This window comes from Ruegeria haliotis (assembly GCF_013377785.1).
In the GTDB taxonomy this organism is placed as follows: Bacteria; Pseudomonadota; Alphaproteobacteria; order Rhodobacterales; family Rhodobacteraceae; genus Ruegeria; species Ruegeria haliotis.
Genome location: NZ_JABXWT010000023.1, coordinates 19,589 through 44,396, shown reverse-complemented (window position 1 = coordinate 44,396; position 24,808 = coordinate 19,589). Strand labels below are relative to the sequence as shown.

Annotated in this window: 17 protein-coding genes and 1 pseudogene; 6 read left to right on the top strand and 12 right to left on the bottom strand. The window is 57.0% G+C overall.

Annotated elements, in window-relative coordinates; genetic code table 11:
- Nucleotides 1–81 precede the first annotated feature (81 nt).
- The 4 genes and pseudogenes from HW561_RS21470 to HW561_RS21455 form a co-directional block, all read right to left on the bottom strand.
- Nucleotides 82–222, bottom strand: a pseudogene (locus HW561_RS21470) (IS6 family transposase); the annotation flags it as partial.
- A gap of 66 nt (nucleotides 223–288) precedes the next feature.
- Entirely contained in the window at nucleotides 289–1,221 is a 933-nt protein-coding gene (locus HW561_RS21465; protein ID WP_176867402.1) for a M23 family metallopeptidase, read from the bottom strand.
- Nucleotides 1,222–1,235: 14 nt separating this feature from the next.
- Nucleotides 1,236–1,574 carry an STAS domain-containing protein gene (locus HW561_RS21460; protein WP_176867401.1) on the bottom strand — a complete coding sequence of 113 codons (339 nt, stop codon included), beginning with the start codon at nucleotides 1,572–1,574 and terminating at the stop codon, nucleotides 1,236–1,238.
- Nucleotides 1,575–1,716: 142 nt separating this feature from the next.
- Nucleotides 1,717–2,847 carry a DUF7005 family protein gene (locus HW561_RS21455; protein ID WP_176867400.1) on the bottom strand — a complete coding sequence of 377 codons (1,131 nt, stop codon included), beginning with the start codon at nucleotides 2,845–2,847 and terminating at the stop codon, nucleotides 1,717–1,719.
- Between the two features lie 92 nt (nucleotides 2,848–2,939).
- Here HW561_RS21455 and HW561_RS21450 point away from each other — a divergent pair, with 92 nt between their 5' ends.
- The 6 genes from HW561_RS21450 to HW561_RS21425 are packed head-to-tail and all read left to right on the top strand — an operon-like array spanning nucleotide 2,940 to nucleotide 12,728.
- Nucleotides 2,940–4,001: a hypothetical protein gene (locus HW561_RS21450; RefSeq protein ID WP_176867399.1), complete on the top strand. Its 1,062-nt coding sequence runs from the start codon at nucleotides 2,940–2,942 to the stop codon at nucleotides 3,999–4,001.
- Nucleotides 4,002–4,049: 48 nt separating this feature from the next.
- Nucleotides 4,050–5,303 (top strand): NHLP bacteriocin system secretion protein, encoded by a 1,254-nt coding sequence (locus HW561_RS21445; RefSeq protein WP_176867398.1) that lies wholly within the window; start codon nucleotides 4,050–4,052, stop codon nucleotides 5,301–5,303.
- A gap of 59 nt (nucleotides 5,304–5,362) precedes the next feature.
- Nucleotides 5,363–7,600, top strand: a complete 2,238-nt coding sequence (locus tag HW561_RS21440) for an NHLP family bacteriocin export ABC transporter peptidase/permease/ATPase subunit (protein ID WP_211198728.1) — start codon at nucleotides 5,363–5,365, stop codon at nucleotides 7,598–7,600.
- A gap of 13 nt (nucleotides 7,601–7,613) precedes the next feature.
- Nucleotides 7,614–10,586 carry an NHLP bacteriocin export ABC transporter permease/ATPase subunit gene (locus HW561_RS21435; RefSeq protein WP_176867397.1) on the top strand — a complete coding sequence of 991 codons (2,973 nt, stop codon included), beginning with the start codon at nucleotides 7,614–7,616 and terminating at the stop codon, nucleotides 10,584–10,586.
- Entirely contained in the window at nucleotides 10,583–11,515 is a 933-nt protein-coding gene (locus HW561_RS21430; RefSeq protein WP_176867396.1) for a M23 family metallopeptidase, read from the top strand. Before HW561_RS21435 ends, HW561_RS21430 begins: the two co-directional genes overlap by 4 nt.
- A 7-nt stretch (nucleotides 11,516–11,522) precedes the next feature.
- Complete coding sequence (locus HW561_RS21425) at nucleotides 11,523–12,728, top strand: hypothetical protein (RefSeq protein WP_176867395.1); 1,206 nt, start codon at nucleotides 11,523–11,525, stop codon at nucleotides 12,726–12,728.
- A gap of 63 nt (nucleotides 12,729–12,791) precedes the next feature.
- On the opposite strand, the gene HW561_RS21420 is transcribed toward HW561_RS21425, so the two are convergent.
- The 8 genes from HW561_RS21420 to HW561_RS21385 form a co-directional block, all read right to left on the bottom strand.
- Nucleotides 12,792–14,411, bottom strand: a complete 1,620-nt coding sequence (locus HW561_RS21420) for a hypothetical protein (protein WP_176867394.1) — start codon at nucleotides 14,409–14,411, stop codon at nucleotides 12,792–12,794.
- A gap of 62 nt (nucleotides 14,412–14,473) precedes the next feature.
- On the bottom strand, nucleotides 14,474–15,703 hold the full coding sequence (locus tag HW561_RS21415; RefSeq protein ID WP_176867393.1) for a YcaO-like family protein: 1,230 nt from the start codon (nucleotides 15,701–15,703) through the stop codon (nucleotides 14,474–14,476).
- Entirely contained in the window at nucleotides 15,700–16,995 is a 1,296-nt protein-coding gene (locus tag HW561_RS21410) for a TfuA-like protein (RefSeq protein WP_176867392.1), read from the bottom strand. Before HW561_RS21410 ends, HW561_RS21415 begins: the two co-directional genes overlap by 4 nt.
- A gap of 3 nt (nucleotides 16,996–16,998) precedes the next feature.
- Nucleotides 16,999–18,813 (bottom strand): sulfotransferase, encoded by a 1,815-nt coding sequence (locus tag HW561_RS21405; protein ID WP_176867391.1) that lies wholly within the window; start codon nucleotides 18,811–18,813, stop codon nucleotides 16,999–17,001.
- Between the two features lie 25 nt (nucleotides 18,814–18,838).
- The gene (locus tag HW561_RS21400; RefSeq protein ID WP_176867390.1) at nucleotides 18,839–20,689 is read right to left on the bottom strand and encodes a PP2C family protein-serine/threonine phosphatase; all 1,851 of its coding nucleotides are present in this window, start codon (nucleotides 20,687–20,689) and stop codon (nucleotides 18,839–18,841) included.
- Entirely contained in the window at nucleotides 20,686–21,465 is a 780-nt protein-coding gene (locus tag HW561_RS21395; protein WP_176867389.1) for a hypothetical protein, read from the bottom strand. The genes HW561_RS21400 and HW561_RS21395 overlap by 4 nt, the downstream gene beginning before the upstream one ends.
- The gene (locus HW561_RS21390; protein ID WP_176867388.1) at nucleotides 21,462–22,598 is read right to left on the bottom strand and encodes an ABC transporter substrate-binding protein; all 1,137 of its coding nucleotides are present in this window, start codon (nucleotides 22,596–22,598) and stop codon (nucleotides 21,462–21,464) included. Before HW561_RS21390 ends, HW561_RS21395 begins: the two co-directional genes overlap by 4 nt.
- Nucleotides 22,582–24,801, bottom strand: coding sequence for an MFS transporter (locus tag HW561_RS21385; RefSeq protein ID WP_176867387.1), 2,220 nt, complete (start codon nucleotides 24,799–24,801; stop codon nucleotides 22,582–22,584). Before HW561_RS21385 ends, HW561_RS21390 begins: the two co-directional genes overlap by 17 nt.
- Nucleotides 24,802–24,808: the final 7 nt, after the last annotated feature.

Genomic DNA, 24,808 nt, shown 5'->3' with positions numbered 1-24,808 from the left:
TGTAAAATCTGGACTTCTGAGCCAGATCGATTCATCCTAAATCCGATCCACCAGATGCCGGGACTGAACACCTAGCAGCACTCAGACCACCATTTCAGCGGTGTACTCATCCCAGAGGTTGAAGGCGTCGGAACGTGCCTGTTGGTATGAGCTTGCAGTGAGTTGATAGCGGCGAGGACGGAAGATTAGGTTGATCTGGTCATGCGCAGACAGAAACCTCTGGATGTTCATCAGATTCCCATTACCAGATCAGACACGACAAGCAACTTGGCAATACCCTGTCAGACTCTAAGCTGAAACGGTGAAAACTCGGTTGCGTCGCAACATGCTCACACCTTGGAACCTGAACGGAACCGGTTCACCGCTCAGAGGGTTGCCCGATCCGTCGGGCCGATGAGCGTGAATATGCAGATGCGGATCCGAAGAGTTTCCCGAATTGCCAATTTCACCCACAAGCTGCCCGATCTTGACCACATCCCCCTTCGCCACCGAAACACTGCCTTTGCGAAGATGTGCCAGACAAACCTCGATCCGGCCAAATTCGGGATCGTCACACTGAATGCAGACATGGTTTCCTAAAGGGGCGGTTCGATCCGAAGCGCCCAGCGCTTGGTCGTCGGCTCCGTCGCTAGCGGCACTGACTTGCCCTGTAACCGGTGAAATCAGTGGATGCCCATGTATCCAGAAATCATCCACGCTTCGCGGCCAGACCTTGCGCGTTTGCAGACCGAGTAATCCCGCAGCAACGATGTCGACCCCGTACGACTGGCCACGAAGATCCGGAACATGCAGGCATTTCAGGTGATGGTTCAAGAATCGACTGGCTCCACCTTGTATAACCAGAAATCGGCCGCCTGATACCGGGCTGTGCAAATGCAATTTGACCATTCCGGTAAGTTGTTGGCGTGTCACAAGAAGGCAAAACACACCAATCGGTAGGCTGACCAACAGCCCTACAAAAGCGTCCGACCACGTGCCGATCGGTAAGCCGGTCTGAGCAAAAATGGCCATTCCCATGGCGACTCCACTGACCAATATGATCCACCTGTCCCATGGCGGTGTCCGCGGCAGCATGATTTGGAAGAACAGGCAAAACACAGCAAAAATCAGAACGCCGGACATCTGCTCGGCCAAGCTTGATGCAAAGACGACCTGAGTTGCCATCAATGGAGGCAGGACAGCGTTCAACAATGCTGCCAGAAATGGGCGCGGGAAATACATCGCCGCGCAGCCCCCTAGCTGCTGACTTGGCCCACACCGTCCTCGAGGCTGTCTGCAATCGACAGAATGCGATCAAACCCGCTCATTTTGAAGACGTTGCGAATATTGTCATTCATCGCGCAAAGAATCATTTGCGCAGCGGTTCCCTTGACCTTTTTTGCACCCATCAGGAACACCCTCAGCCCCGCACTGCTGACAAAATCAACGGCAGTCATGTCCACGAGCGTCGACGTCGTCGCCCCGTCGAGCTGGCCGATCAATGCGCCTTCGAACTGAGGGGCGGTTGAACTGTCGATACGGCCAGTAACAACCAGCTGCGCGTAGCCGTCATGCTGGATGACATTAATCTCCATCGGTCGCTCCCATTTAGCCTCAGGGCTATATCTGCTCTTCTTGGTTGGCGCTAAACTGGCAGGCTAACCAGTCAAAAGTCAATTGATGCCACCACCCGAAGTTGCAAAAACTTCACCCTATGCTTTGCGCTTCGGTCGCCTGTCAGGTAGCGCGCGCCCAGTCGAGGCTCTGGATAAATCGGTGTTCTATGTCGCCTGCTGCGAAGTCCTCGAAGCACAATGCTGAAAGGGCGAGCAAAACCTGCCCGATGTCTGAGGAGGTGCCCAGTCGCGGTACGATATGGTCCCGATGCAGCCTGTCCAATACTGAAGCAGCGTGGGCCAGCAGTCTCAGCATGCCGCGTTCGGCAGCGGGCGTGAGATTTTGGTCAAGGTATATTCGGGCGCGGGCCTGAGGCTGAAGCGCTCGGTCTGGTGTCAGCCCAATCATCATCAGAAATAATTCCGCATCGAACTGACCGGTCGCAGCAACAAGCCCGGCATAATCAGCCATCAGCTCGTCATACAGGTCGTTGCGCATTTGCCCGCAAACGCGCCGGGTGAAGTAATGGGCACATTCATGTTCCAGCCGGATCACCCGTGATAGCTCCAGAACCTTTTCCTGACCACCGGGCAAATCATCGGCGGTTACGTTGCTGTAGGTGCCACGTGACAGGATTATGAACCGATCCTGATAGAGAGATTTGTTGGGCACAATCTCTGCCTTGAAATGCGCTGTCCAGTCAAACTCAGAGTTGCCACTAGCAAGCCAACCTGCCTTGAGCCGCGCTATTCGGTCCCAGTTGTTGAAGCCTGACACCATGGCCGCACCCATACTGCGGGGCACAGCAACGGGTTCGCAGCGATACAAAAATGCGCGCAGAAGAGCCTCGAAATCCGATCGCGTGGCGGGCTCGAGAACGGGTATTCGACCGGCCGGAGTCTGGTGTAACGTCACGCTCAAAGCCTCGGGCGCTTCCAGTTGCAATCCGTCCGCGGGGTTTGGCGCCAAAGACAGGTCCCCCCGCTTGGTCGCGGCTAGATAGGCGGGGTTCTGGCCTTGCATATCCGAAATCTCGAAGCGTAGCTGTGGGAGCGCGGTGGACAACGTCAGCCAGATGTCTGGGCTGCTTACATATTTATCCCATGTTTCCACAAAGGATTCATCCGACAATGGGAATTCCGGAGCCGTGTCCGGACCTTCGAACGGTGGCGAAAGCGTCGCCAGAAGGCTCTCCGCATCTGCGCCTGTCACACCTGCGACGCGCAACGCATTGGGTGCTTGCACAAGCATCGTAAGTCACCTTTACTTCCGAGAACATTCCAGATGCAGTTGCGTTGAAGACACGGCGCCACCCCACATTCTTAGCAACCTCAGAAGGTCCCATGTCAAGACTCTTGTTGCACGTAGGCCACTCCAAGACAGGCACCAGTTTTCTACAGGCGCTGCTGAGGGAAAATCGATCTGTGTTGGCGCGGCACGGTTATGATTACCCGTCACCTTCCTGGCAGGAGAACGAAGAAGAAAACGCAGAAGTCGGTCAGGGCAATGGCCTCGTCGCGGCACAATCCCCTCATGCGATGAAGGCCCTGTTGCACGACCACCCCCGCCCCGACCGAGGGCTGATCCTGTCGAGCGAAGAGTTCTTTCCGCAACTGGCAACAGCGTCGAATCCGGAACTTCTGGGGCAACTGGCCATTGAGGCCGGTTATGACGAGGTTTCCATTTTGCTTGCGATCCGAGACCCTGTTTCGCACGCGGCGTCGCTTTGGATGCAATATGTGAAACGTGCAGGTGGGACGGCCCCGTTGGAGCGTTTTTTTGAGCTTTATTCCGTGCCCGATCTGGTCCTGCGATTTCTGGAAGCATATGGCGATCAACCGAACGTCTCGATTAAACTGTTCAATTACAGCCGTCACAAGGCAAATCTTGCCGACCGCCTGGCAGACTGGCTTGGCCTTGCTGCACAAGATCTAAATGCTCCAAAGGTCCCAACAATCAATAGGGGCCTGACCCGCGCGGAAACAGCGTTGCAACTGGCGTTGAATGCTGAAATCGGCAGGCGCGGCCGCATCCTCTCTGATGCGCTGTGCAGTGTGTTGCCAGAGGTCACCGCGCACGCGGCCTACCCTGCAAAAAGTGTGCAGGTCGCAATGTTGGACAGGCTTTCTCCAACTTTCAAACGTCTAAATATGCGCCTTGAGACAGACGAGCGCTATCAAGATACCTTGCATGAGCCACAGACGCTACTCCCTCACAATGAGACAAATTCCCTTTCACAACATCAACTTAAGGTTGCAGGATCCGTTTTGGGTCAGGAGATCAGGAACCTGTTGAAGTCAAAAGTCGATAGCGCCAGCAAAGCGCCCCATGAATCTCTTGACGGAACGGTTTTCACCGCAGAGAATTCAATCAAAGGGTCAACCGAACCGGAACGTGGCGGATAAACGCAAGAAATCCGGAAAAGGGCCCGTAAAACCGTCGGGACGTGAGAAATGAGCAAGAATATCTTCCGCAAAAGTGCGATGGACCGACTTGCCTCTCCAGAGCAGCTCGACAGGTTGGTTCCGGTAACGGACAGCAAAGCGTGGCTCGCCATTTTTATGCTGATGTCGATGCTCGCCGCGGCCATCGTCTGGAGTTTTGTGGGCTCACTCCCGTCGCGTGTAAAAGGCGACGGTATTCTGATCATCGAAGGCGGACGCGTCTTTGACGCCGTGGCGCAGGCCGACGGTATCGTGGAGCGGCTGGAGGTCTCGATCGACGATCTCGTCGAGAAGGATCAGATCGTTGCGCGCCTCTCCCAGCGGGACCTGCAGATCGAGTTGGACAACATGATTGCAACCGTCGATGAGGCAAAGAGTGAGCTGCGTCGAGTCCAGGCAGATGTGGAACGGCAGTCAGAGTTGCAGGACGATGCGCTTAAAGAGCAGATCAGCGCCACCAATGAGAGGGTGGAAGTCGCCCAGGAACGGCTGAAAAACGCGCGCGAGCGTCTAGAAGAATACGAAGACCTGTTAGAACGTGGCCGTGTCACCAATGACGCTGTTCTCGACCGTCAGTTGGCCGTTGATGCCATCCTTAAGGAACTAGGTGAACTGCGACAGGTATTGTCCGATATTGAAGTGCGCCGTTTCGACGCCTTGGCGAACAATAACGAGCGGATTGAGCAGGCCCGGCAGAGCGTTGCCGAAACAGAACGCCGGCAAGCTGCGATCGAAAGCCAGCTACAGCGCGGTTCTGTCATCGTAACCCCCGCTGCCGGCCGCGTGACCGAATTGCAGGCTACGGCCGGCGAGCTTTTGGGGCGCGGCGAAGCCGCGCTGTCATTTGAAACTCTGGGTGACAGCCTTGAGCTGGTTTTGTACGTCAACCCATCCGATGGTAAATCGGTGGAACCGGGCATGCGGGTTCAGGTTTCTCCGCTGACTGCGGCCCGTGAAGAATACGGCACCATTCGCGGTGAGGTCACACAGGTGTCCGAGTTCCCCTCGACCGTCGATGGCATGATGGCTGTGCTGCGCAATAACGAGCTTGTGCGGCAGTTTTCCACTTCGGGCCCGCCCTACAGAGCGATCGTACGACTCGATCGGGATCCGGATTCAGTTTCTGGTTATGCGTGGACGTCGGACAGAGGCGCCGGGCTGGAACTTCGCTCTGGCACCTTGACCGAAGCAGAAGTGACCGTGCGCACCCAGCGCCCCATTGAAATGGTGATCCCGTTGCTGCGTGAATGGACGGGCCTCTAAGGTGCCCCGCCATACCTCTCCGCGCTGCACTCTGTTTTTTGCAAAAGGCTTGATCTGACGTGTTTTTCGGTTCCCAATCCAACGCCTCAGACGATCAGAGCGCTGACAAGGAATTGCAGGCCTTCAAGGAGGCGGCCCGTAGAAAGGGACGCAGAAAGTCGGTCCCAACCGTGCTTCAGATGGAAGCCGTGGAATGTGGCGCCGCCGCTCTGGCCATGATCCTGCGCTACTATGGTCGTTATGTCCCGCTTGAACGCTTGCGGTCCGAATGCGGCGTGAGCCGTGATGGTTCGAAAGCGTCGAACGTTCTGAAGGCTGCGCGCGGGCATGGTATGACAGCAAAAGGCTATAAATACAGTCTGCCCAAGCTGCTCGACATCAAGATGCCGTGCATCGTGTTCTGGAACTTCAATCACTTTGTGGTCCTGGAAGGCATCCGGGGAAAGAAAGTTCACATCAACGACCCGGCGATGGGTCCGCGCACGCTGAGCTTTGAAGAGTTCGACGAAGGCTACACAGGCGTTGTACTCGCATTCGAACCGGGGCCGGAGTTCAAAAAGGGCGGTGAGCGCCCCAAGGACCTGGCCGGTCTTTTCCGCCGTCTGAGCAGTTCAAAAACCGCCGTGACCTTCGTTCTGCTGGCCACCTTGTCGTTGGTCATTCCGGGACTGGTCATCCCGATTTTCTCAAAGATCTTCGTCGATGAAATTCTGATCCAGAACCTCGACAACTGGGTCATGCCACTCCTTATCGGAATGGCGCTCACTGGGCTGATGCGCGGAGCGCTGACTTGGTTGCAACAGATTTCACTGGTACGGCTGGACACCAAGATTGCCTTGACGCAGGCATCGGCCTTTCTGTGGCATGTTTTCCGACTGCCCCAGGGCTTCTTCGACCAGCGTTTTGCCGGAGATATTCTGTCACGCGTAACGGCAAATGACCGCGTGGCCACATTGTTGTCTGGCCCACTGGCAACCAATCTCGCCTCACTTCCGACTGTTATCTTCTATCTGGCAGTGATGTTCGCCTTTGATCCGTTCATGGCGATGGTGGGCGCAGGGCTTGCGCTGCTGAACGTGCTTGTCCTCAGGTTGCTCAATCGGGTGCGTGAAGATGGCAGTCGCCGGCTAATGCAAGATCAGGGCAAGCTTGCGGGCACGTCGGTTGCCGGCATTCAACTTATGGAAACTCTGAAATCATCGGGCCAAGAGGATGATTTCTTTGCCAAATGGTCTGGGTATCAGGCCAAGTATCTGGCATCCCGGCAGGAGTTTTCTTTCTTCACGACGATCCTGGGATCGGTGCCCGTATTAGTGTCGGCCTTGATCACAGTGGCGATATTATTTCTCGGTGGGCTTCGGGTGATCGACGGGGCGATGACCATCGGCACGCTTGTCGCGTTCCAGAGCCTGATGCGAAGCTTCACCGGCCCGATCGAGCAAATGGTCAACCTCGCCGGCAGCCTGCAGGAAATCAAAGGCGACCTTGCTCGCCTTGATGACGTTCTCAACCATGAGCTCGATCCGCGGTCCGGCGTGCAGGACGAGAAAACGCCAGCCGAAGCCGCCCTCATGAAATTGAACGGGCGCATCGAATTGCGCGACGTGGTCTTTGGCTACTCAAAGGCTGGCCCCCCTCTCATCAACGGGCTGTCATTGGTGATTGAACCGGGTCAGCGCGTGGCCCTGATCGGCGGATCTGGCAGCGGCAAGTCAACGGTGGCCAAGTTGATTACAGGGCTCTATGCGCCATGGAGCGGAGATATCCTGTTCGACGGCAAGCCCCTTAGCGAGATACCGCAGCGGGTATTTTCGCAATCGCTCTCGACCGTGGATCAGGAGATTTTCCTGTTCGAAGGATCGTTACGCGACAACCTGTCGATGTGGGACACAATGGTGCAGGAGCGTGACATTGTGAACGCGCTACGCGATGCCGCCATTCTGGACGTCATCGAAGCGCGCGCCGGGCGGTATGACACACAAGTGTCAGAGATGGGCGCGAACTATTCTGGCGGCCAACGCCAGCGGATCGAAATCGCCCGCGCTCTCACGGTTAATCCTTCTATCCTCGTGTTGGATGAGGCGACCGCAGCACTCGATCCGATTGTGGAAAAACAGATCGACGACAATGTCCGACGGCGCGGATGCACCAGCGTGGTTGTGGCGCACCGACTTTCGACTGTCCGCGACAGCGACGAAATCATCGTGCTGAGCCAGGGATCAGCGGTGCAACGCGGCATTCATGAAGAAATGATCGAACAAGACGGGCCCTATCGCAGCCTGATGCAGGCGGAATAGGGGGTTTGAGAACATGACACAAACAGACATGGTCCAGACCGAAACTCAGGACGCCTTTGACGCCGAACTGCTGGGAAAGATCACCGGCACGCGCATGGCGGTGGGCGGGCACCGTCCCTTCCTGATCGAAGACACGTCTAAAATCTGGCTCGTGCTGGTGGGATATATCGACGTCTACGCCATCGAGATGTCGGGAGATCAGGTGGTTTCGACCGGACGGCACGTCATGCATGTCGGCCCTGGTGCCGTGTTGTTTGGTGTACCCAGCCTTGAACTACCCAACGGCAATCGGCTGGCGCTGCGGGCTGTGGCGGCCATGGGGACACAGCTTTACGAAGGCGATGCCGCAGATGTTCAGGGCGAAGACTTCGACATTATCGTCGTGGACTGGATCGACACCTGGGTCGGGCTGTTGTCGCGCGCCATAGTCCAGAACCGAATTCCGCGCAACGCGCTCGTGCTTGAAGCGGAACCGGCGCAGGCGTTTTCAGAGGGAACCGATGCCTGCGCGCAGTTTCAGGATGTGGTCTGGGGTACGCTGGATGACGGCGAAGCCAAGTTTCTGGACCGCGACGAATGCCAATTGGAGCAAGGCGGTGTAGCGGTTCCCATAACGGATCAAAGCTGGATCAGTTTTGGAACCGACGGCACGATCAGTTGCGCCTACACCCCAACACTTCTGTTTTTGGGCGGTCTCTGGGAAGCTATGGACAATTTCCATCGTTACTTCCTCCCGATCATCCAAGAAGAGATCGATTTGGCGCGTACAGAGGCGACCGAAGTACGCGCGGCACGGTTCGGACAGCGGCAAGTCCGTTTTTCAGGAGCCTTGGCCACACTGGGCAGCGTATTGCGTCCAGACTTGGAGAACCTGGCCGAGACCGGCGGCGACACCGACACGGGCGAAGACCTGCTTTTCACGGCGTTTTCCCATGTTGTACGCAGCCAGGGCTCTGTGGCGAAAAAACCAAAGCATGGCACGCACCGTAAATGGGTTGACCGGCTCAAGGAATATGCCCGCGCGTCGGGGCTGCGTATGCGGCGTGTTGCACTGCGCGACAATTGGTATCGTTCGGATGTCGGTGCGCTTGTCGGGTATTTGGACGAGGATGAAACACACCCCGTCGCCCTAATGCCAAGCTCTGCCTCTGGCGACTACGTCATAGTAGATCCGGCGTCTGGGACGCGCACCAAACTGACCCGGCGCAATGCAAGCGAACTAAATGCTTTTGCCTATATGTTCTATGTGCCTTTCCCATTGAAGGGGCTGGACGTAAAGGAAGTCCTCTCATTTGGTTTGCGCGGCATGCGGCGTGAATTATGGCTGGTGCTGTGCTTGGGATTGCTGTCCGGCTTGCTCGGCCTCGCCGTGCCGGTTTCAATTGGTTATCTGTTCTCCGACGTGGTGCCACGCGCCGATCTGAACACGTTCACAGCGGTCATCGGGGCTTTGATCCTATCCGCTCTGGGTGTCTTCATCTTTGACATAACCCGCGGCTTCACCGTTTTGCGCGTGACCGGTAAGATGGACGGTCGCATTCAATCCGCTGTCTGGGACAGGCTGCTTGCACTACCTTTGGGATTCTTCAGAGATTACACTTCGGGTGATCTGGCTGACCGGGCCAACAGCATCAACTCGATCCGCGAAGTTCTGACGGGCGCAACTTTGCAATCCGTGTTTTCGCTTATTTTCTCGCTCTTTTCCTTCGCGCTGCTGTTCTACTACTCTTGGGAACTCGCATTGGTAGCCACCGGGCTGATCCTGATCGTCATCCTCGTGACCACAATTTTTACTTGGGCGATGATTCCGCACAAACAGGCTGCGCTGGAAACGATGGGCAAGATCGAAGGTCAGGTGTTCCAGTTCCTCGCAGGTATCGCCAAGCTCAGAAGTTCAAATAGTGAAAGCCGCGCCTTTGCGCGTTGGGCAAAGCTCTACCAGAAAACCAAAAGTCACACCTACGCCGCGTCCCGTTTGAATGCCGGTCAAAACGTGTTCAACGCGATGTTTCCAGTGGCTGCCTCGATCACCGTGTTTGCCTATGTCTACTATCAACTGAATGACTCAAGCCTTGACGGTCCCGGCTTCACCATTGGTGATTTTCTCTCTTTCAACGCAGCACTGGGTCAATTCAACGCCTCGGTTATGGCCTTCACTGCTGCCGCTTCGCAGATCATCGAAATTGTTCCGCTCTATCGCCGCGCAGACCCGATACTCAAAGCGGTGCCCGAAGTACGCAGCGATGCCCTCGACCCGGGAGAACTGACAGGTCAGATCGAATTATCCAACGTAACTTTCCGCTATGACCCTGAAGGTCCTCCGGTGCTTGACAACATTTCGATCAAGATCCGTCCCGGCGAATTTGTCGCGTTTGTCGGTGCATCCGGTTCCGGAAAATCCACGATCCTGCGCCTGATCCTTGGCTTTGAACAAGCCGAAGCGGGTGGCGTGTATTTTGACGGGCAGGATCTGCACGGGTTGAATCTTGGCGCCGTGCGCCGCCAGATCGGAGTAGTTCTACAAGGCAGCCGCCTCACATCAGGAACGATCTTCGAGAATATTGTTGGGTCTACACGGCTGACACAGGACGATGCAATGGAAGCGGCGATTGCCGCCGGTCTGGAAGATGATATCGAAGCCATGCCCATGAAGCTTCACACCGTAGTTTCTGAAGGCGCAGGCACGTTTTCGGGCGGCCAGAAACAGCGATTGATGATCGCGCGCGCGATGGCGCAAACACCACGCATCTTGATCCTTGATGAAGCCACAAGCGCGCTGGACAACAAGACCCAATCAATTGTGAACGCGAGCCTCGACAAACAGAACCTGACCCGGATCGTCGTCGCACATCGCTTGACGACCATTGTAAACGCCGACCGGATCATCATGTTGGAAGGCGGCAAGATCATTGAAGAGGGGCGCTACAGCGAATTGATGTCCCGCGATGGATCGTTTGCCGCCTTAGCGAAGAGGCAGCTTCTATGATTGATAGCCAATGGCTGGCCTTGATCCTGACATTTGGCCTGCCGCTTTTGTTTGCAATCGATCTGACCCTGAGGCGACCGCGAAACTGGGCGGATTGGCTTTTGCGGTCGGCACTGCTGTTGAGCTTGTCGACCTTTTTGTTTCTCGGTGGCGTCGTCTGGTTGGACATCGGATTGCCATGGCGATGGATTCTGATTGTGCTGGCGGTTGCCGCAACGATTTGGTCCTGCCCGATCCGTCGGTCTGCTGAAACACAATATGTCCCGAACAGATGGGGCGGATGGATTTCACTGATGGCATTTGCTTTGCCAACGGCCCTATTCCTAACCAATCTCCTAAAAATCCTAACAGCGGGAAGTGTGCCCGCCGATGCCGTCAATCTGGCGCTACCGCTGAGCGGTGATCGCATAGCGGTAATGCAGGGTGGGCAGTCGATCATCCTCAACCATCATTTCACCACACCAAGCCAGAAATACGCGACGGATCTGGTCGCACTCTGGCCCGATGGCCAGCGTGCCAAGACCGTTTCCTCGTCAAATCCAGAGGATTACGCGATCTTCGGAATGCCCGTGATAGCGCCTTGCGAGGGAGATGTACTTGCAACACGCGACGACCTGCCCGAAACACCTATTGGTGGTGCAAACCTGCAGGCGCCGGCTGGAAACTTTGTTCTACTCAGTTGCGATGGCATCACCGTGCTGCTGGCTCATCTCCAACCGGGCAGTTTGTCTGTCGACGCAGGCACCGGTGTCGGCACCGGACAGGAATTGGGGCTCGTCGGGAACTCGGGCAATTCGACGGAACCGCACTTACATGTCCATGCCGTGGAAGGCCAGGTGGACGATATCAATGCCGCGATCTCGACCGCGACTGCTGTCCCAATTACATTCGACGGGCTTTTCCTGACCCGAAACATGGTTCTGAGGTAACAGGAACATGACCACCCCTTCAAACTCTGCCGCGTCATCCACGATCGAGGACGATGTTCTGGACGCTCCCACCGCGAAAAGGTCTCTGGCTCCGCACTGCCAGAGCATTGGCGACGTGTTGCGACTGATCGCACCGCGTATTCGCCCCGAGCTCGTCGATACAACCGGCATGACGCGCCTCTATCACGTGGCCGATCAACTGCCAGCAGAGATGGCGCCGTTTTGGGGTCTTGAACTCCGACTGGGCGATCGTGCTCCACGCGCAGATATTCTTTGGGAAATCGCTCAGGGCAACGGATCGATCAGCGCACTTGCCGGAGACCACGTGATGGCGTCTTCATCCTCGTCGTCCACTTCTGTTTTGAAGCGGTCTGCGTTCTGGGACGATCTGTCAAACTTTGCACTGGACTGGCGCGACGGGCCGCAGTGGAAACCAATGCTTGGCAATGTCTGGCTGGAAGTCGACAGCGCCAGCACCGAAGGGCACGAACTGAAAAGCTGTCTCGACAAACCCTGTATGTTTTGGGGGCCAAACAAACAATCCAAAGGCTCCGACCGCGTCCTTCTCGCCGCGCTGCCCGAGCTTGGGCACCGATTCTTCCAACTGGACATCGACAGCGGCCATTTGGCGAAATTTGCCGATGCGCTTCCCGAAGGCGCCACTGTCTTTCAGATGGGTGTGATGGGAGCCCGAGACGTTGTTGTCACCCGACTATGCCTGACCGGCCTGGATTGCGAAGCAGCCATCGCTTGGCTTGACCAGATCGGCTGGCCCGGAGACTTGGGAACAGTCGAGACAGTCTGGCAGAACTACGTCGACCCATTGGGTGAGCCTGCTCTCAATATCGACCTGATGCCGGATGGCGTCGGACCCAAGCTGGGCGTAGAACTATATGCAAAGGAAAACGCGTTCTCAACGCAGCCATGGGAATCCGCTTTCAGCCTACTTCAAACCGCAGGTCTGGCGCGTCCCGAGAAGATCAGCGCGCTGCGGGATTTGCCGTTTCTTGAACACTATGCGTTGCCGACATGGTCTGCGGACGGTCCGCAAGTGATTTATCCCGCTCTCTCGTGCAATCTGCACCACCTCAAACTGGTCATCGTCGGAGCCGAGGTTATCGAGGCCAAAGCATATGTTGGTGTGTTACGTCCGCCCTTCAATCAATCACCGACTCAAGGCGGCGAGGCCGAAGGGGGTGGCGGTTGGCGATAGACGGGTTGCAAAGAAACGGCGGCCGTAAGGGCCGCCAGATCAATCTCTGAAGTGACCACCAAGCTATGCGATTTCGACATCCAGCAGCGACGGATTTTCCGCTTCTTTCCTGGCGCGGTAGTCCTGCGTGATCGCCATCTCGCAAAGATACCCATTGGAGAACAGATTATCGAGCATCGCCATCGCCGCCATCGGACCGATTTCCGGATGGTCGGACAGCTGATCAAACACTTCGCCGTAAGTAAGCGTACCCTCGGAAATCAGCGCGCCAGTGACCAGATGCAATGTTCCACGCCGAAAATCGCGCCGGGTGGTCGGAGATATCAAGGCGAACCCGTCCTCCTGCTCGACGAATTTCAGGTCGTCGCGCCACTTCATGGGCATCTCCTGATAGGGACCGGTCACCATTGACCGGGCCACCATCTTTTCAAGCACTCGCTTGAAATCCTCTCCGTCTTCAAATGTGGCCTCGTCGAACACGCGATAACCATAACGGTTTTCCAGCGTGGTATAGCAGGGGCTAATCAATCGAACGGACCGGGTGACCATGTTGACCAACAGACCGGAAACGCAGGCGATTGATCCTTGGGGCACGTCGAAGCCTTCGGGCGGGTTGTCCGTGTCAATATTGCGCAAGTCGTCGGATTCAACCAACTGCTGCAGCATGCGCTCGCGACCCCCGGGCACTTTGGCACGGAAAACCTCGGCATCTGCCTGCTGCATCAGAAGGATGGTGTCTCGCATTTCCGAAGGCGTAAACGTTTTATGCAGCCGCCGCATGATGTTGCGTGACAGGACGCTGATACGAGGCCAGGGCGCCGGGACTTTGCTGTAAAATCCGATCAGTTCGCCGACCCAGTCTTCCTTGGCACGCGCTGTCGCAGTGCACAAAGACGCACCGGTAATCGATTGCCAGATCTCCAGCAGTTTCACGTAATGCGGATTGTCATGGGGTTCCGTGCTCCAGTAGAGCATCCCATGTGCGGCTGGCCAGCCCAGCACATCCGCCATGCCCTGCGCGACCCCTGCCACCATCGCTTGGTTTTCCGGTACGGAAACGTCGTAGACCGTTTGCAGTTTCGGTGCATCGAAGGCACAGAAATGGCAGCCAACAGAACACCCAACGGCCATCTCGACAGCATGGCAAGGATGATCGATATCCCAGCCGTAGCTGCCAAGTTCATTCCGTGTGGTCGCGATACGTCGCGCGCGCCAGACCGTGTATTCTTTGCTCACCGACGGCGTTGCCAGCACCATTTTTTTCTGAACAAAGCCAATATTCTCGCGCCGAAACCGCCACAAAAACCACACGCGCAAACGCGGATAACCTGCCAGGGTCTCGTGAATTTCGGTTGGCAGTTCTTCGAATGTGTCCACCGGAAACGCGTGGTGGCTGAACTCAGCGTTGAAGCTCGGCTGCTCCCACAGCAGCGAAAGCTCTTCGGGTTCAAACGTCACCCCGATATCTTTCAGCATCTTACGCTGGTCGTCAGAGAAATTGCCGTCGTCGTCCAGTGCCTTACGGAAGTCACGATCGCCTTCATAGCACTCGATGAAGCGCTTCACCTGACATAGGCTTTCCATCTCTTCAGGTGAAAAATCGCTAAACGTGTCGACATAGCGGTTGCGGTTGCGCATTTCCACGGTGGATTCTCCCCGCCCGGTCTCGATCATGCTGGTCACGATATCGCTCCTCCAAAAACCGCGTTTCAATCATAGTTTCTCACAATTCCACGCGACACAACCTAAAATAGTGCTTTGTCGAACTTGAGCTTCGGGGCCAAGATCCGAGCAGCAAAGAAATTATGCGTCGGATCACTAAGATCGAACCCGAATACCGGACCACGGCCATTCTTCTCAAGCGCATCCACAATCCTTCTGATCGCGATGTCCGGCCCCTGCCCCGGATCCAGATACGGGGCCTCGGAGATCGTGGACCAGGAGGTATCGGATTTCAGGTTCCGAAAGAACGCGAAGACCGGGCTCGCCGCAGGGCCTTCCACCGCGTGGACGGGTTTGCGTAGAATGTCGTCTCGGGCACCATGGATCATGCCAAGCCTGGACTGAGCCGCTTCGGTGATGGCACGGTGAAGCGCGATCTGTGGCTGTGCATGGCATCCCCACCCGACATTGCAACTCGACCGGGCAGAACCCGAGCCTTGATCTAACAATACAGCCCAGATGACGGGCAGATTCACTGCGCCTGGAAGCGCGAACAGTCGCATCTCAGACCCTGTTTCGTGACAACGATCAAGGATCAATCGCGCAGCCGGGTCATTGACGCTATCGGGGTCGATGATCTGCGCTCTCTGCCGTAGCAACAGCTTTCCATTCTGTCGAACAGCACACATCGCGTCGCGCTCAATTACCTCGTAAAGCCCGTGCAGATAGGCCTCTGCCAACGAATTCCCCGAGGCGAGACCGTTAGAACTGGTTTCGTAGTAACCTGGCCTGCGCAAGAAATAGATGGCACTGGAGGGCGCAAAACACGGTTGGCTATCGCTCAGGTTTACACCCAGGGTCCATTCCGCCACAAACCCGTCTTCATAGTATCGCGGCAGCATACCCGGCAGCTCGTGCGGGCGCAGGATGCGGTTGGCACCCCCGCTCCGCTCGTTCGGAAGGGATTGGCCCGAGGCTTGCCAAATCTGACTGGGCAACGGGTTTTCGGCCCGATGCAACTCGCAGGCCTCCATGGCAGCGGAGACGCGCGCGGCGGTGTCGGACAGCCCCTTGCCATTGGAGACCTGAAGCACCTTGCCACCTGGGCGCACGGCAACCCAGGACGGAACACCCAGAACATCCAGCTGCGTGATGGGAGCGACGCGGGTCACGCCGCAGGACTTCAAATCCGGTTGGATCCGGGTCCAGGTTTCTTCCGCCGAATACTTGCGCAGATGGCCCATTTGGCTTGACTGCTTCGACAGTCCTGCTGCGAATTGCAACCCGCTCAGATCATGCGTGCTGGTGTTCATGGTTTGGCTCGCGCGAACAGCTGATTTCCGGCGGTTGACGTGTCAAGCAAAGCGACGTCCTCATGCCAATCAACAGCCCCGAAAAACAAGGGGCTCTGTTGCACGAGCCAAACGGCAGTCGCAGTTGCCTCCCTCGCCACATCCTCTGGCGGTGTGACGCCAGAGCGCGCGGCCCAGTCAAGCAAAACAGCCATTTCAGAGGGCACCTCGGGGCCGAATTGACACGTCAAGTTCAGATCTTGAGGGGATCGCCGGGCGATCCAATCGCTTGTGGCGAAGCCCCGAAAAACGGCTGCCAGTTCCTCAAGCCGTAGCCCATGCAATGCAAGCCAGCTTTCTTGAGTTAGCCCCCAAGCCTTCGCATATTCGCTTACGGCCTGACCCGCAAACCGTGAAACCCCCGCCTCGTTCGGACCTTGCCCCGTCAATGCGCACCAATCTTGAAGAAACCAATGACGTCGGCTCAGTCGCCACGCATCCGACAAGGCTCCGGGCTGGGCAGCGCGGGTCTGCAACTGCGCGCTCAGGGAGAGCGGTCGACCATCTGGCCCATTCACAAGGCGCGCTAGTCGTGGTTCAACATCGAGCGGCGCCGAGTTGGGGTTTGGCCACAGATCAGCCTTGTTGCCACCGGCAGGCCCGCTATTGACCAACCGCGTCAACGCAGCCCTTGCATCCAGGGTCTTCAACCGGGTCCGGTCCGCCAGTGAGTGCCTCAACTCTGCACCATTTAGTCCTAACCGGTCGGCTGCAGCAACGATCCGCTCCACCGTCCGTTCCACATGCCCCCAGGACTTAACCTGTTCGATCAGATTACCGGTCTGCGGTTCATTTCCAAATATCTCTCCCACGGCCCAACGCAGATCAACCAACGGAACGGAAAGCTCAATATATCCCATCTCGGCCGGGCCGTGGCTTAACGCCACTTCGTCATCACCTTCGATCCCGCCGCTTTCAAACTGTCGAAAGACCTCTCCCAAACCGACCATGCCATATGGTGCCAGCTCTAACGCCCGCAACGCTCCCATGCTTGAGGCTCCGAAAATCTCGACACCTGCGTCAAGCGCCGAAAGGATTTCGCGCTGCCAGATCGGTGTGTGTGCATGAAAATAGCCGTCGATTATCAATACCCGGGCGGGTGGAGACGCCAGAATAGCATAGAGATCGCCGAACCTGATCGGTGGTCGAAAAACGGCTTCGGGATGCAGCGCGACCGCCTCTTGCAAGGATAGGGATGGCCCCAGAAAGACGAGATCTCGACCCGAGAGCATCTGGCATTCCTGCATCGTCATTTTCTAAACAGGCACCTTGTGCGTATCGGCCTCAGCGCTTGCGGCTGAATAGGCAGGGCCACAGATTTCTTGCGCCATCTGTGCCAATTCCGTCCTCGATATTCCTTGCAGGATGTCCGGGCCGGGCGGGCTGATATTGGCATGGCTTTCCATGGTGAGGTGCTCTTCAGAGATCCCGGCCAGCCGGGCCATATCTCCACGGCGTCGGCCCAGATCATGCGTGTGCAATACTAGCCTGCGTTGGGGCGGAAGAACATCGAGTGTGCGCAAAGTGGTATCAGCCCAATGAGAAAGAAACCGTTGCGCGACCATCGGCATGAAACGGTCACGCGCATCTTCCGAGGCAATCTCCGCCCAGTCAAAATGGCCAAACAGGCGTTGGCCATACGCTTCCATCCAGCTTGGCGGCGTGCGACCCTTGGCCTGAAACCCGTCATACCAGCGCAGAAGCATTTTCAGATAGCTTTCAAACCACTCCGTAGGCGGCCTGACGGGTAGCACGAAGCCAGCGTTTGGGCACTGGGCCACCAACTCGGGTGCTGCAAGATGCAAGAAACTGGCAGCATCCATCTCCAGCGCGCCTTCGCGGTCGCGCCGTACCAAAAACGCAGTCAGATCCGAATCTGGCATCTGGCTGGTCAGAGCTTTGATCGTTGCTTTCTCGGCATATTCGTTTGCTGCGCGCATTGGGCGGAACAGAGTATACAGAGATGTCGTCCCTGATCTGGGCAACCCCATGCACATCAAGTGAAATCGGCGCTTCGGCCAATTCACAACCAATGGGGCCGATAGGGGTGCTGTATCGCAGTTTCGCAGGGCAGCCCGAATAGCGCCGGGCAGGATAATCGGGTCTGCGGTGTCCTCTTCGGCCCGATGTACGACATCCTCCGAAAACAGCATACCGCTCTGTTGTCTCAGCGCTTTTGCAATCGAAACTGCATCCAGCACCATCGTGTACCACAGACATGTTTGGCCGCGCCCGGCCATCAGTGCTGGTACAAGCGCCTCAAAAAACGCGTAAACCTGACCTCGGCTCCAAGCCAGTTTTACACTGCGCCAGGCGGCTATCTCGTCATAGGCGTCCAAAGCGGCAACCTGTTTAAGCCCCGGCATCACCAACAAATACTGTCGCGCCTCGGCCTGAGACATCGACTGCAAGATGGCGCCGATTTCACTGCAGATCCTGTAAGTCATGGCCGCAGCAAGGTCGGGTCGAATTTGCGCAGCATGTGTCGGAGACCACCCGGTGCCAAAAGGCAGATCCTCTCCGCCACCATGCAGATAAACCAATACAGCATCCGCCGCCTCGAGCGCAGTGGAAACATCGCCCTTTGCCGCTTGAACCCGCAGCCAAAGGTGAAGCGTATGAATGCGCCCGATATGCATCAGGTCATAACCGAACTCCTGCTCCAATCGCGTGTCATCGGCCATCGCCCGTTCCAACCGGATCTCTGCAGACTTCAAGTCGCCGAGCCGGACGTCGTAGAAGGCCTTGGCCTGTTCGATCCAGCTTTGCGAAAGGGCGTCCAATTCCGGATCCGCGTCGGCAAGCGGCGCGGCCAAGCGCTGCGCATTTGCAAAGACTTCACCGGCTGCGTCGGTTCCCTTGCGATGCAGCACAGATACCGCCTCGCGCACCGTGTCGCGAACTGTTTCATAGCTGACCAATCTGTCTGCTGACAGTTTCTCTGCTATCTGGGCCTGCATCAAATTGGCAAAAAGCTGACCCCTGGGCCCGTCCTCCATGGCAGGAGGTAAGCTCCATCCGACACGGGTAGCGCGGACAACATGTACCAGCCAGGTTGCGATGGTTTTCATGCCCACCACCCGGCAACCTGCCTGTTCATACCGCTTGCTCCGCGGCATCGCCTTCCGACCGCGCCAACTGGCCCTTGAACTCTATCGACAGGCAGGTGATGTCGTCACTGGTTTCAGCCCCTTCCGTAAAGATCGAAACCGACTTCATGATGGCCTCAAGCTGGTCCGACGGCGTTGCACCCATCAGCGGACGCATTGCCTCCAGCAGACGCGCTTCGCCATATTCTTCAAGCTCGGCCGACATCGCCTCGGTCACGCCATCTGTGTAGCAAAACAGTGTCTCTCCCGGGTTAAGCAAGCCGGTCTCTTCCTCGTAGTCGAACTCCTCCCATACCGCCAAAGCGGGCTGGCCCTGATCGAACTTCAGAAAACGTGGTTCGGTTTCGGGACCGACGATGACCGGCGGATTATGCCCCGCATTGCAGAAGACCATCGCGCCGGTATGCGGGTCGATTTCGACATAGAACAAGGTGACAAAGAGCATCGCGTCATTGTCGACGCAAAGGTAGTTGTTCACCATCGTCACGCAGTCTGCGGGCCCCTCCGCCGATGCGGCAATCGCCCGCATGACGGTGCGCGAGATGGCCATGAACAGGGCCGCCCCCATGCCTTTGTCGGAGACATCCGCAATCACGCATCCGATCTTGCCCGACGGCAGGTCGAACACATCGTAGAAGTCCCCCCCGACTTCGCGCATCGGCACCATGTCCGCAGCAAAACCCATCTCTGCCAATTCGGGAAATGTTGTTGGAAGGCATTGCTGCTGAATGCGTGTCGCCACATCCAGTTCGCGGTTGACCCGTTCCAATTCGCTCCGGGCTTCCATACTTTTCCGAAAGACTTCGAACGTGCCGGCAAGTCGACCGATTTCGTCATCTGTCTTCGGCACGTTCACGGCCTGGTCTGTTTTACCTTCGGACAATGCGTCGAGCGACCGGATCACCGCATTCAAGGGAAAGAACGAATGTCTGAGCGACCAGTTGATAAACGCCAGAAACAGCGTGAGGCCACTGACCAACGCAAGAGCGGATATGGCGTTTCCGATCCGGGATTTGCGCAGCGCTTCAGAGGCATCTTGAATACCCACCACGTACAGCGGCGCGTCTAGAAACGTGCTCGGAACAGGCAAGCTGGCAATCTGAAGAGATTTTCCATCGTCTCCCAATAGGGAAATGCCCGACCGGATCGCTTGCGCGCTGATTTTTGTCCGCTGCTCTTCGACCATGGCTGTGCCGCTGCTTTGCAAGACGTCTCCGTCCTCCGACAAAGTCAGAACCTGCGAACCGAAACCTTTGGCTAACTTATCGGTTGTGCGTTGAAATGGGCTGACGACGATAGCCGCAGCCACCGGACGCGCATGCACAAAGAGGGGCGCGGCTGCGACATGGACCAAAGATCCGTCTGCCCCGAACACCAGCCCTGTGGTCACACGCCCCTGCGCCCGCAACACATCAAGATGCTCCGCCTGCAAAATCGGTGCTTCAACCAGCGGGCTGTCTGAGCCGCCAAGAAGCTCGCCATCGAAGCTGACAAACTGCGCAGCAGTGGGGTCAAGGTCGGCTTGCAACTCCACAAGCTGAAGATCAATCAGTTCGGTATTACGGTCACGCAATCCCTCAGCAAGCTCCCGGTTCTCCTGAAACCGGCGCGCATAAGCCTCTGCACGCTGAAATTCGACATCCTGCAAGCTTTCGAGATTGAGCTGAAGACTGGTCATCAACGCGCTTTCCAGCCGCGCTTGCATTGCCCGTTCGCGGCTGTGCATTTCGAATAGCAAAAGCGCCGTGAGAACCAGAAACACGACACAGACAATTGTCGTGATCCGACTGCGCAAGCTGAGCCGTGCAAGTGCTGCGGTGTCAGAGCCGGACGTCATTGATCTGCCTCCTCCCTACGCTTTGCATAGACGAGCGAAAAGGTTCCACCGACATCTCTCAATGCGATGCCCACGCGGCCTGCCTGCAAGCACCGTACATGTTCTTCTGGGTTTGCCAGCAGCGGTACCATGACCGGATGGGGGTCGTTCTCATATGTTGTTTGTCCGGACAGATCCCGAACCAGAACAAACCGCAACGCATCATATTTTTGAATCAATCGTTGAACTGGCAGGCCACATTGCAACAGGTTCGACAAAGAAAAACTGTTTTGCGGTGACGCCATGGATATCACGGTTTTGCGCCCCAATGTTCGCGCCCGCTCCATACGATACCCAGTCAGATAGCGTTGCAAGCCAAGCCCGCGCCGATGCGGCAAAACACCCGTCCCGTCCAAATGCGCAACCAGGGCGAGGTCCGCCTCGTCATCCATCCCTAGGTCGCGGCCAAAATTTGCGGGATCGGACGCAGTTGGCAATCCGACAACAGTATATCCGGCCAGTTGGTATTTGGGACCGGCATTTTCCCAAAGACCCCAAACCTCCCCCGCACTTGTCAGGTGCTCGGCAAAGAACACATCTTTTTCGCGTACGAATGGTGCGGGCTGCTGGTGGCTCAGCTGATGCAGCTCAGCATGAAAAGCCGTCAGCCTGTCCAAATCACCTATATCCATTTTGCGCAGTACTAGACCGTATGGCACGGCCTGAGGCCAAGCCCCATGCAAAGGCGCGTGACCCCCGGCCGCATTGGCCGGCCCTTGGGACGCGGTCGCCATCATTCGGCCTCTCCTTCGAGAATGCGGGCAAACTCCAAAATATCCAGCGGCGGGAACACACCGATCCGCAGCGCCACATTCATGCGCACGATATAGGTAAACCGCGCCAGGGTGCTGATCGGAATTGCCTCGGGCGCTTCACCATCTAGAAGGATTCGCTCAATCAGCGATCCGTTGAGAAGACCGAGATTGTAATATGGCGTGACCAGCCCAACCAATGCATCCCCATCGAGGATTTCGAGCTCCGTGCCGGTAAAGCTTGGGATACCATACGAAAGGGCCTCGCCAATTATGGTTTCCTGGTTGGTACCAACGAAATTATCCGGCCCGATATACAGAAACTGTACGTCCTGTGCGGCTATCCGGGCAATCAATTCTGGCAAGGCCGATGGGTCAGGCTGGCCTTCGGCAACTTCTTCTTCGCCGCTGCCTGCTTCGACGTCTGTGCCGGGTTCGCCTGGGGAATCGGTCGGCCCCTCTTTGAGAGGAACTGGAATAGCCACAAGCTCAATGCCGATCTCTTCAGTTAGCGCACCCAGCTCGCGCATGTTCAGGACCGAGTTGTCTTCGCGTGGATTGAAGATCATCCCAATCCGGGTCACGTCGCGATAGGCCTGCATCGCCTTGAGTTGGGAAACCAACGGCACGGTATGCGAACTGCCTGTCATGTTTCGCCCACTGCCATCAAAATCTCGCACGATTTTGGACTGAACCGGATAAGAAACCATCGTGAAAAGGACCGGTGTTTGCGATGTCGGAAACGCTGCAGCATCTTCTTCATATGTGCCTACCGCAGCCAAAGTTGCAGATGTCCCCCAAGTGTATAACAGGTCGGGCTCCAGCTCCTTTGCCTGCTCAACAAGCTGCGCGAAACGCGAGCTGTCACGATTAGCGCTGAGGCAGGTGACATTGAATGTCAGATCACGATTGCCGAAATAGGCCTGGACCCCTTGCTCAACGGTTGTCGGGCCGCGCCACAAAACCATCACGATATGGGGCGCGCCATCGACATGTTGACGCTCGCAAAGGTTTGGCATCTGGTCTTGCGCCTGCACACTTCCAGCGCCACAGAGCATCGCCAACATCAGGGTACACCAGCGCGCAAAAGCGACGCGCGGATCACACAGTCTCAACATCATACCCCCTTGTGCCGCGCGTTTTCAGGTCGTCGTCCTCGGACCGCAAGCCCGAAACCAGGAAGAAGGCTGCAAAACCGGTACCCGTGACAACGGACAACCCGCCCAGAATTGCGGCCGCGCCTGCCAGACCCCAATATTGCGATAGAATACCGGCAAGCAGGGGTCCGATGACCGACCCGGCCCGTTCAGTCATGCGGTAAATACCCAAGACCCGACCCGGCCCATACGTTCCGATCTCGCGTTTTGCCAAAATCGTAAACAGGGCCGATTGCGCCGAAATGCTCATGGCCTGCGCGACGCCGAGGACCAAAACCGACCAGGCCACTGCTGAAACCGTGGCGCCATAGGCCAAAGGCACCAGCCCCCATCCCGTCAGCAGGGCTCCGACGCTCACCATGAAGGCATGCAGCCCGAACCGGTCACATAGCCGCGAGAACAGCGACATAAGGATCAGCGCGGACGCGCCGTAGAGCATCGTGATGCGGCCGATTTCATTGCTGGTCGCCCCAATATCGGTCAGGAGCAAGGGGACCAGGAAGAACAAGAAGCCTGACAGCAGAAGCTTGGCTGGCAAAGCTGCAAGCAAGGCGGCCACTAAAAAGCGCGGTTGACTCATGCATTCCAAGACAATTCTGGGTTCAAATCCAAAATGCGTTGACTTGTAAGATTGCGCCGCTTCGTCGCGACCGTCCAACAAACGCATCGCCAGCAAAATGCTGAGCAAGCCTAATCCCGCAGCGACCAAAAGTGCCAGCTGAAAGCCGAACTGCTCTGCCAGAATGCCGCCAATCGCCGGCCCGCAGACATCCGCCGCCATAATGCCGCCCACGAAAACAGACATGCCACGTGTGCGGTTGGCCGTTGTTGTCTGGTCTATCGCCTGCCCTTGGCAGGACAAGAAGCACAAAGCGTACCCAACCCCGGAAACGGTACGGGCCAAAATCAAAATCGCGAGGCTCGGAGCAAAAGCGGTTATGACAAGGCCAAGGCTGGCCAGTGCGGCGCCTATCATGAATCCATTCCGACGCCCGACCCGATCGGCCCAGCCCGCCGCAAGCGTTCCAACCACCGCCGCCCCCAGCATAAATGTCGAGATCGGAACCGCGATCAGAATGGTGCTGTCCATTCCGTCGAATCCCGGTGCGGGTCCGCTGCCCAGCACTTCCGAGATGAATTGTGGCAGAAACGGTCGCGTCAGCTCTTCCGTCATCACAAACAAGAACGCAGCGCCGCGCACACCCGCCAAGTGGGCTGTCGTGCCAATCTTGTTGCGCCCATCTTCTACAAACGCGCCTACAGCTCTAAGGCGGGTGCGCATCCGATCTGCATCGGCGGCGTCAGCGAGGCCGGTTTCAATGCGCGCCTTTAAATCCGCCATCCGTGTCGACAGCGCTTCTAAAAGAGCATTACCTGCCCGTATCGCGCGACGCATCGACGCCCCTCCAGCCGGTTTTTCCAACCGACGGAAATCTTTGCCCACCACCGCATTGAGCAGTCTGGCAACCTGCGCCAACGGACTGCTGATGCTGGCGGACATCACGACTAGCAATATCTCAACCGCCAAAACCACAGCTACGAAGACCATGACCAAGATATCGGCCGCAGCATCCAGGAGTTGCTGAGCTACAAAGGTTTGGTCAATACGGGTAACGATCTGTCCGAACTCTGTTCCATCTGCAGTCAGCAGCGGCAAGGTAACGACGCCGTTTCCAGTGGTACTACTCCGCGCTCGGTTCCCGGTGGCTGACATCTCCGGCGAGAGCCAGCGCAGCAGTTCGTTTTGTATCGAGGCTGGCAACACCTGCAAGCCACGGTCCCGCAAACGATCCGGCTCCGCCTGCTGCGAACTGTTCGACGCTTCAGCTTCAGTTCTGGTCTGGTTCGATTGCGCCCGGCCCGAGGCATACATCTCCACGCCACTGGGAGATGCCAGAACGATGCTTGAAATGCCATGGCTGCCTTCCAGCGCGCGGTCAAGATATTCGTCCACCTGCGCCAGCCCCTCATAGGGTATCCCCATCGCCACGGCGCTTTCGATGCGGTCACGGACGCGTTCGGTGACGACCAACGCATTGGTCTCAAGAATGGGTCGAACATTGCGCTCGAGCAACCCGATCGAGCGCAGACCCAAGGCTCCCACAGACACAACGAGACATAGAACCGCAACCGACAGGATAAAGAGGGCAAAACGTCTGGACATCTGATCC

What these genes read in the sequence shown, in the direction of transcription:
- HW561_RS21465 (WP_176867402.1), bottom strand. Translation starts at nt 1,221, where the DNA reads ATGTATTTCCCGCGCCCATTTCTGGCAGCATTGTTGAACGCTGTCCTG.
- HW561_RS21460 (WP_176867401.1), bottom strand. Translation starts at nt 1,574, where the DNA reads ATGGAGATTAATGTCATCCAGCATGACGGCTACGCGCAGCTGGTTGTT.
- HW561_RS21455 (WP_176867400.1), bottom strand. Translation starts at nt 2,847, where the DNA reads ATGCTTGTGCAAGCACCCAATGCGTTGCGCGTCGCAGGTGTGACAGGC.
- HW561_RS21450 (WP_176867399.1), top strand. Translation starts at nt 2,940, where the DNA reads ATGTCAAGACTCTTGTTGCACGTAGGCCACTCCAAGACAGGCACCAGT.
- HW561_RS21445 (WP_176867398.1), top strand. Translation starts at nt 4,050, where the DNA reads ATGAGCAAGAATATCTTCCGCAAAAGTGCGATGGACCGACTTGCCTCT.
- HW561_RS21435 (WP_176867397.1), top strand. Translation starts at nt 7,614, where the DNA reads ATGACACAAACAGACATGGTCCAGACCGAAACTCAGGACGCCTTTGAC.
- HW561_RS21430 (WP_176867396.1), top strand. Translation starts at nt 10,583, where the DNA reads ATGATTGATAGCCAATGGCTGGCCTTGATCCTGACATTTGGCCTGCCG.
- HW561_RS21425 (WP_176867395.1), top strand. Translation starts at nt 11,523, where the DNA reads ATGACCACCCCTTCAAACTCTGCCGCGTCATCCACGATCGAGGACGAT.
- HW561_RS21415 (WP_176867393.1), bottom strand. Translation starts at nt 15,703, where the DNA reads ATGAACACCAGCACGCATGATCTGAGCGGGTTGCAATTCGCAGCAGGA.
- HW561_RS21410 (WP_176867392.1), bottom strand. Translation starts at nt 16,995, where the DNA reads ATGACGATGCAGGAATGCCAGATGCTCTCGGGTCGAGATCTCGTCTTT.
- HW561_RS21405 (WP_176867391.1), bottom strand. Translation starts at nt 18,813, where the DNA reads ATGAAAACCATCGCAACCTGGCTGGTACATGTTGTCCGCGCTACCCGT.
- HW561_RS21400 (WP_176867390.1), bottom strand. Translation starts at nt 20,689, where the DNA reads ATGACGTCCGGCTCTGACACCGCAGCACTTGCACGGCTCAGCTTGCGC.
- HW561_RS21395 (WP_176867389.1), bottom strand. Translation starts at nt 21,465, where the DNA reads ATGATGGCGACCGCGTCCCAAGGGCCGGCCAATGCGGCCGGGGGTCAC.
- HW561_RS21390 (WP_176867388.1), bottom strand. Translation starts at nt 22,598, where the DNA reads ATGTTGAGACTGTGTGATCCGCGCGTCGCTTTTGCGCGCTGGTGTACC.
- HW561_RS21385 (WP_176867387.1), bottom strand. Translation starts at nt 24,801, where the DNA reads ATGTCCAGACGTTTTGCCCTCTTTATCCTGTCGGTTGCGGTTCTATGT.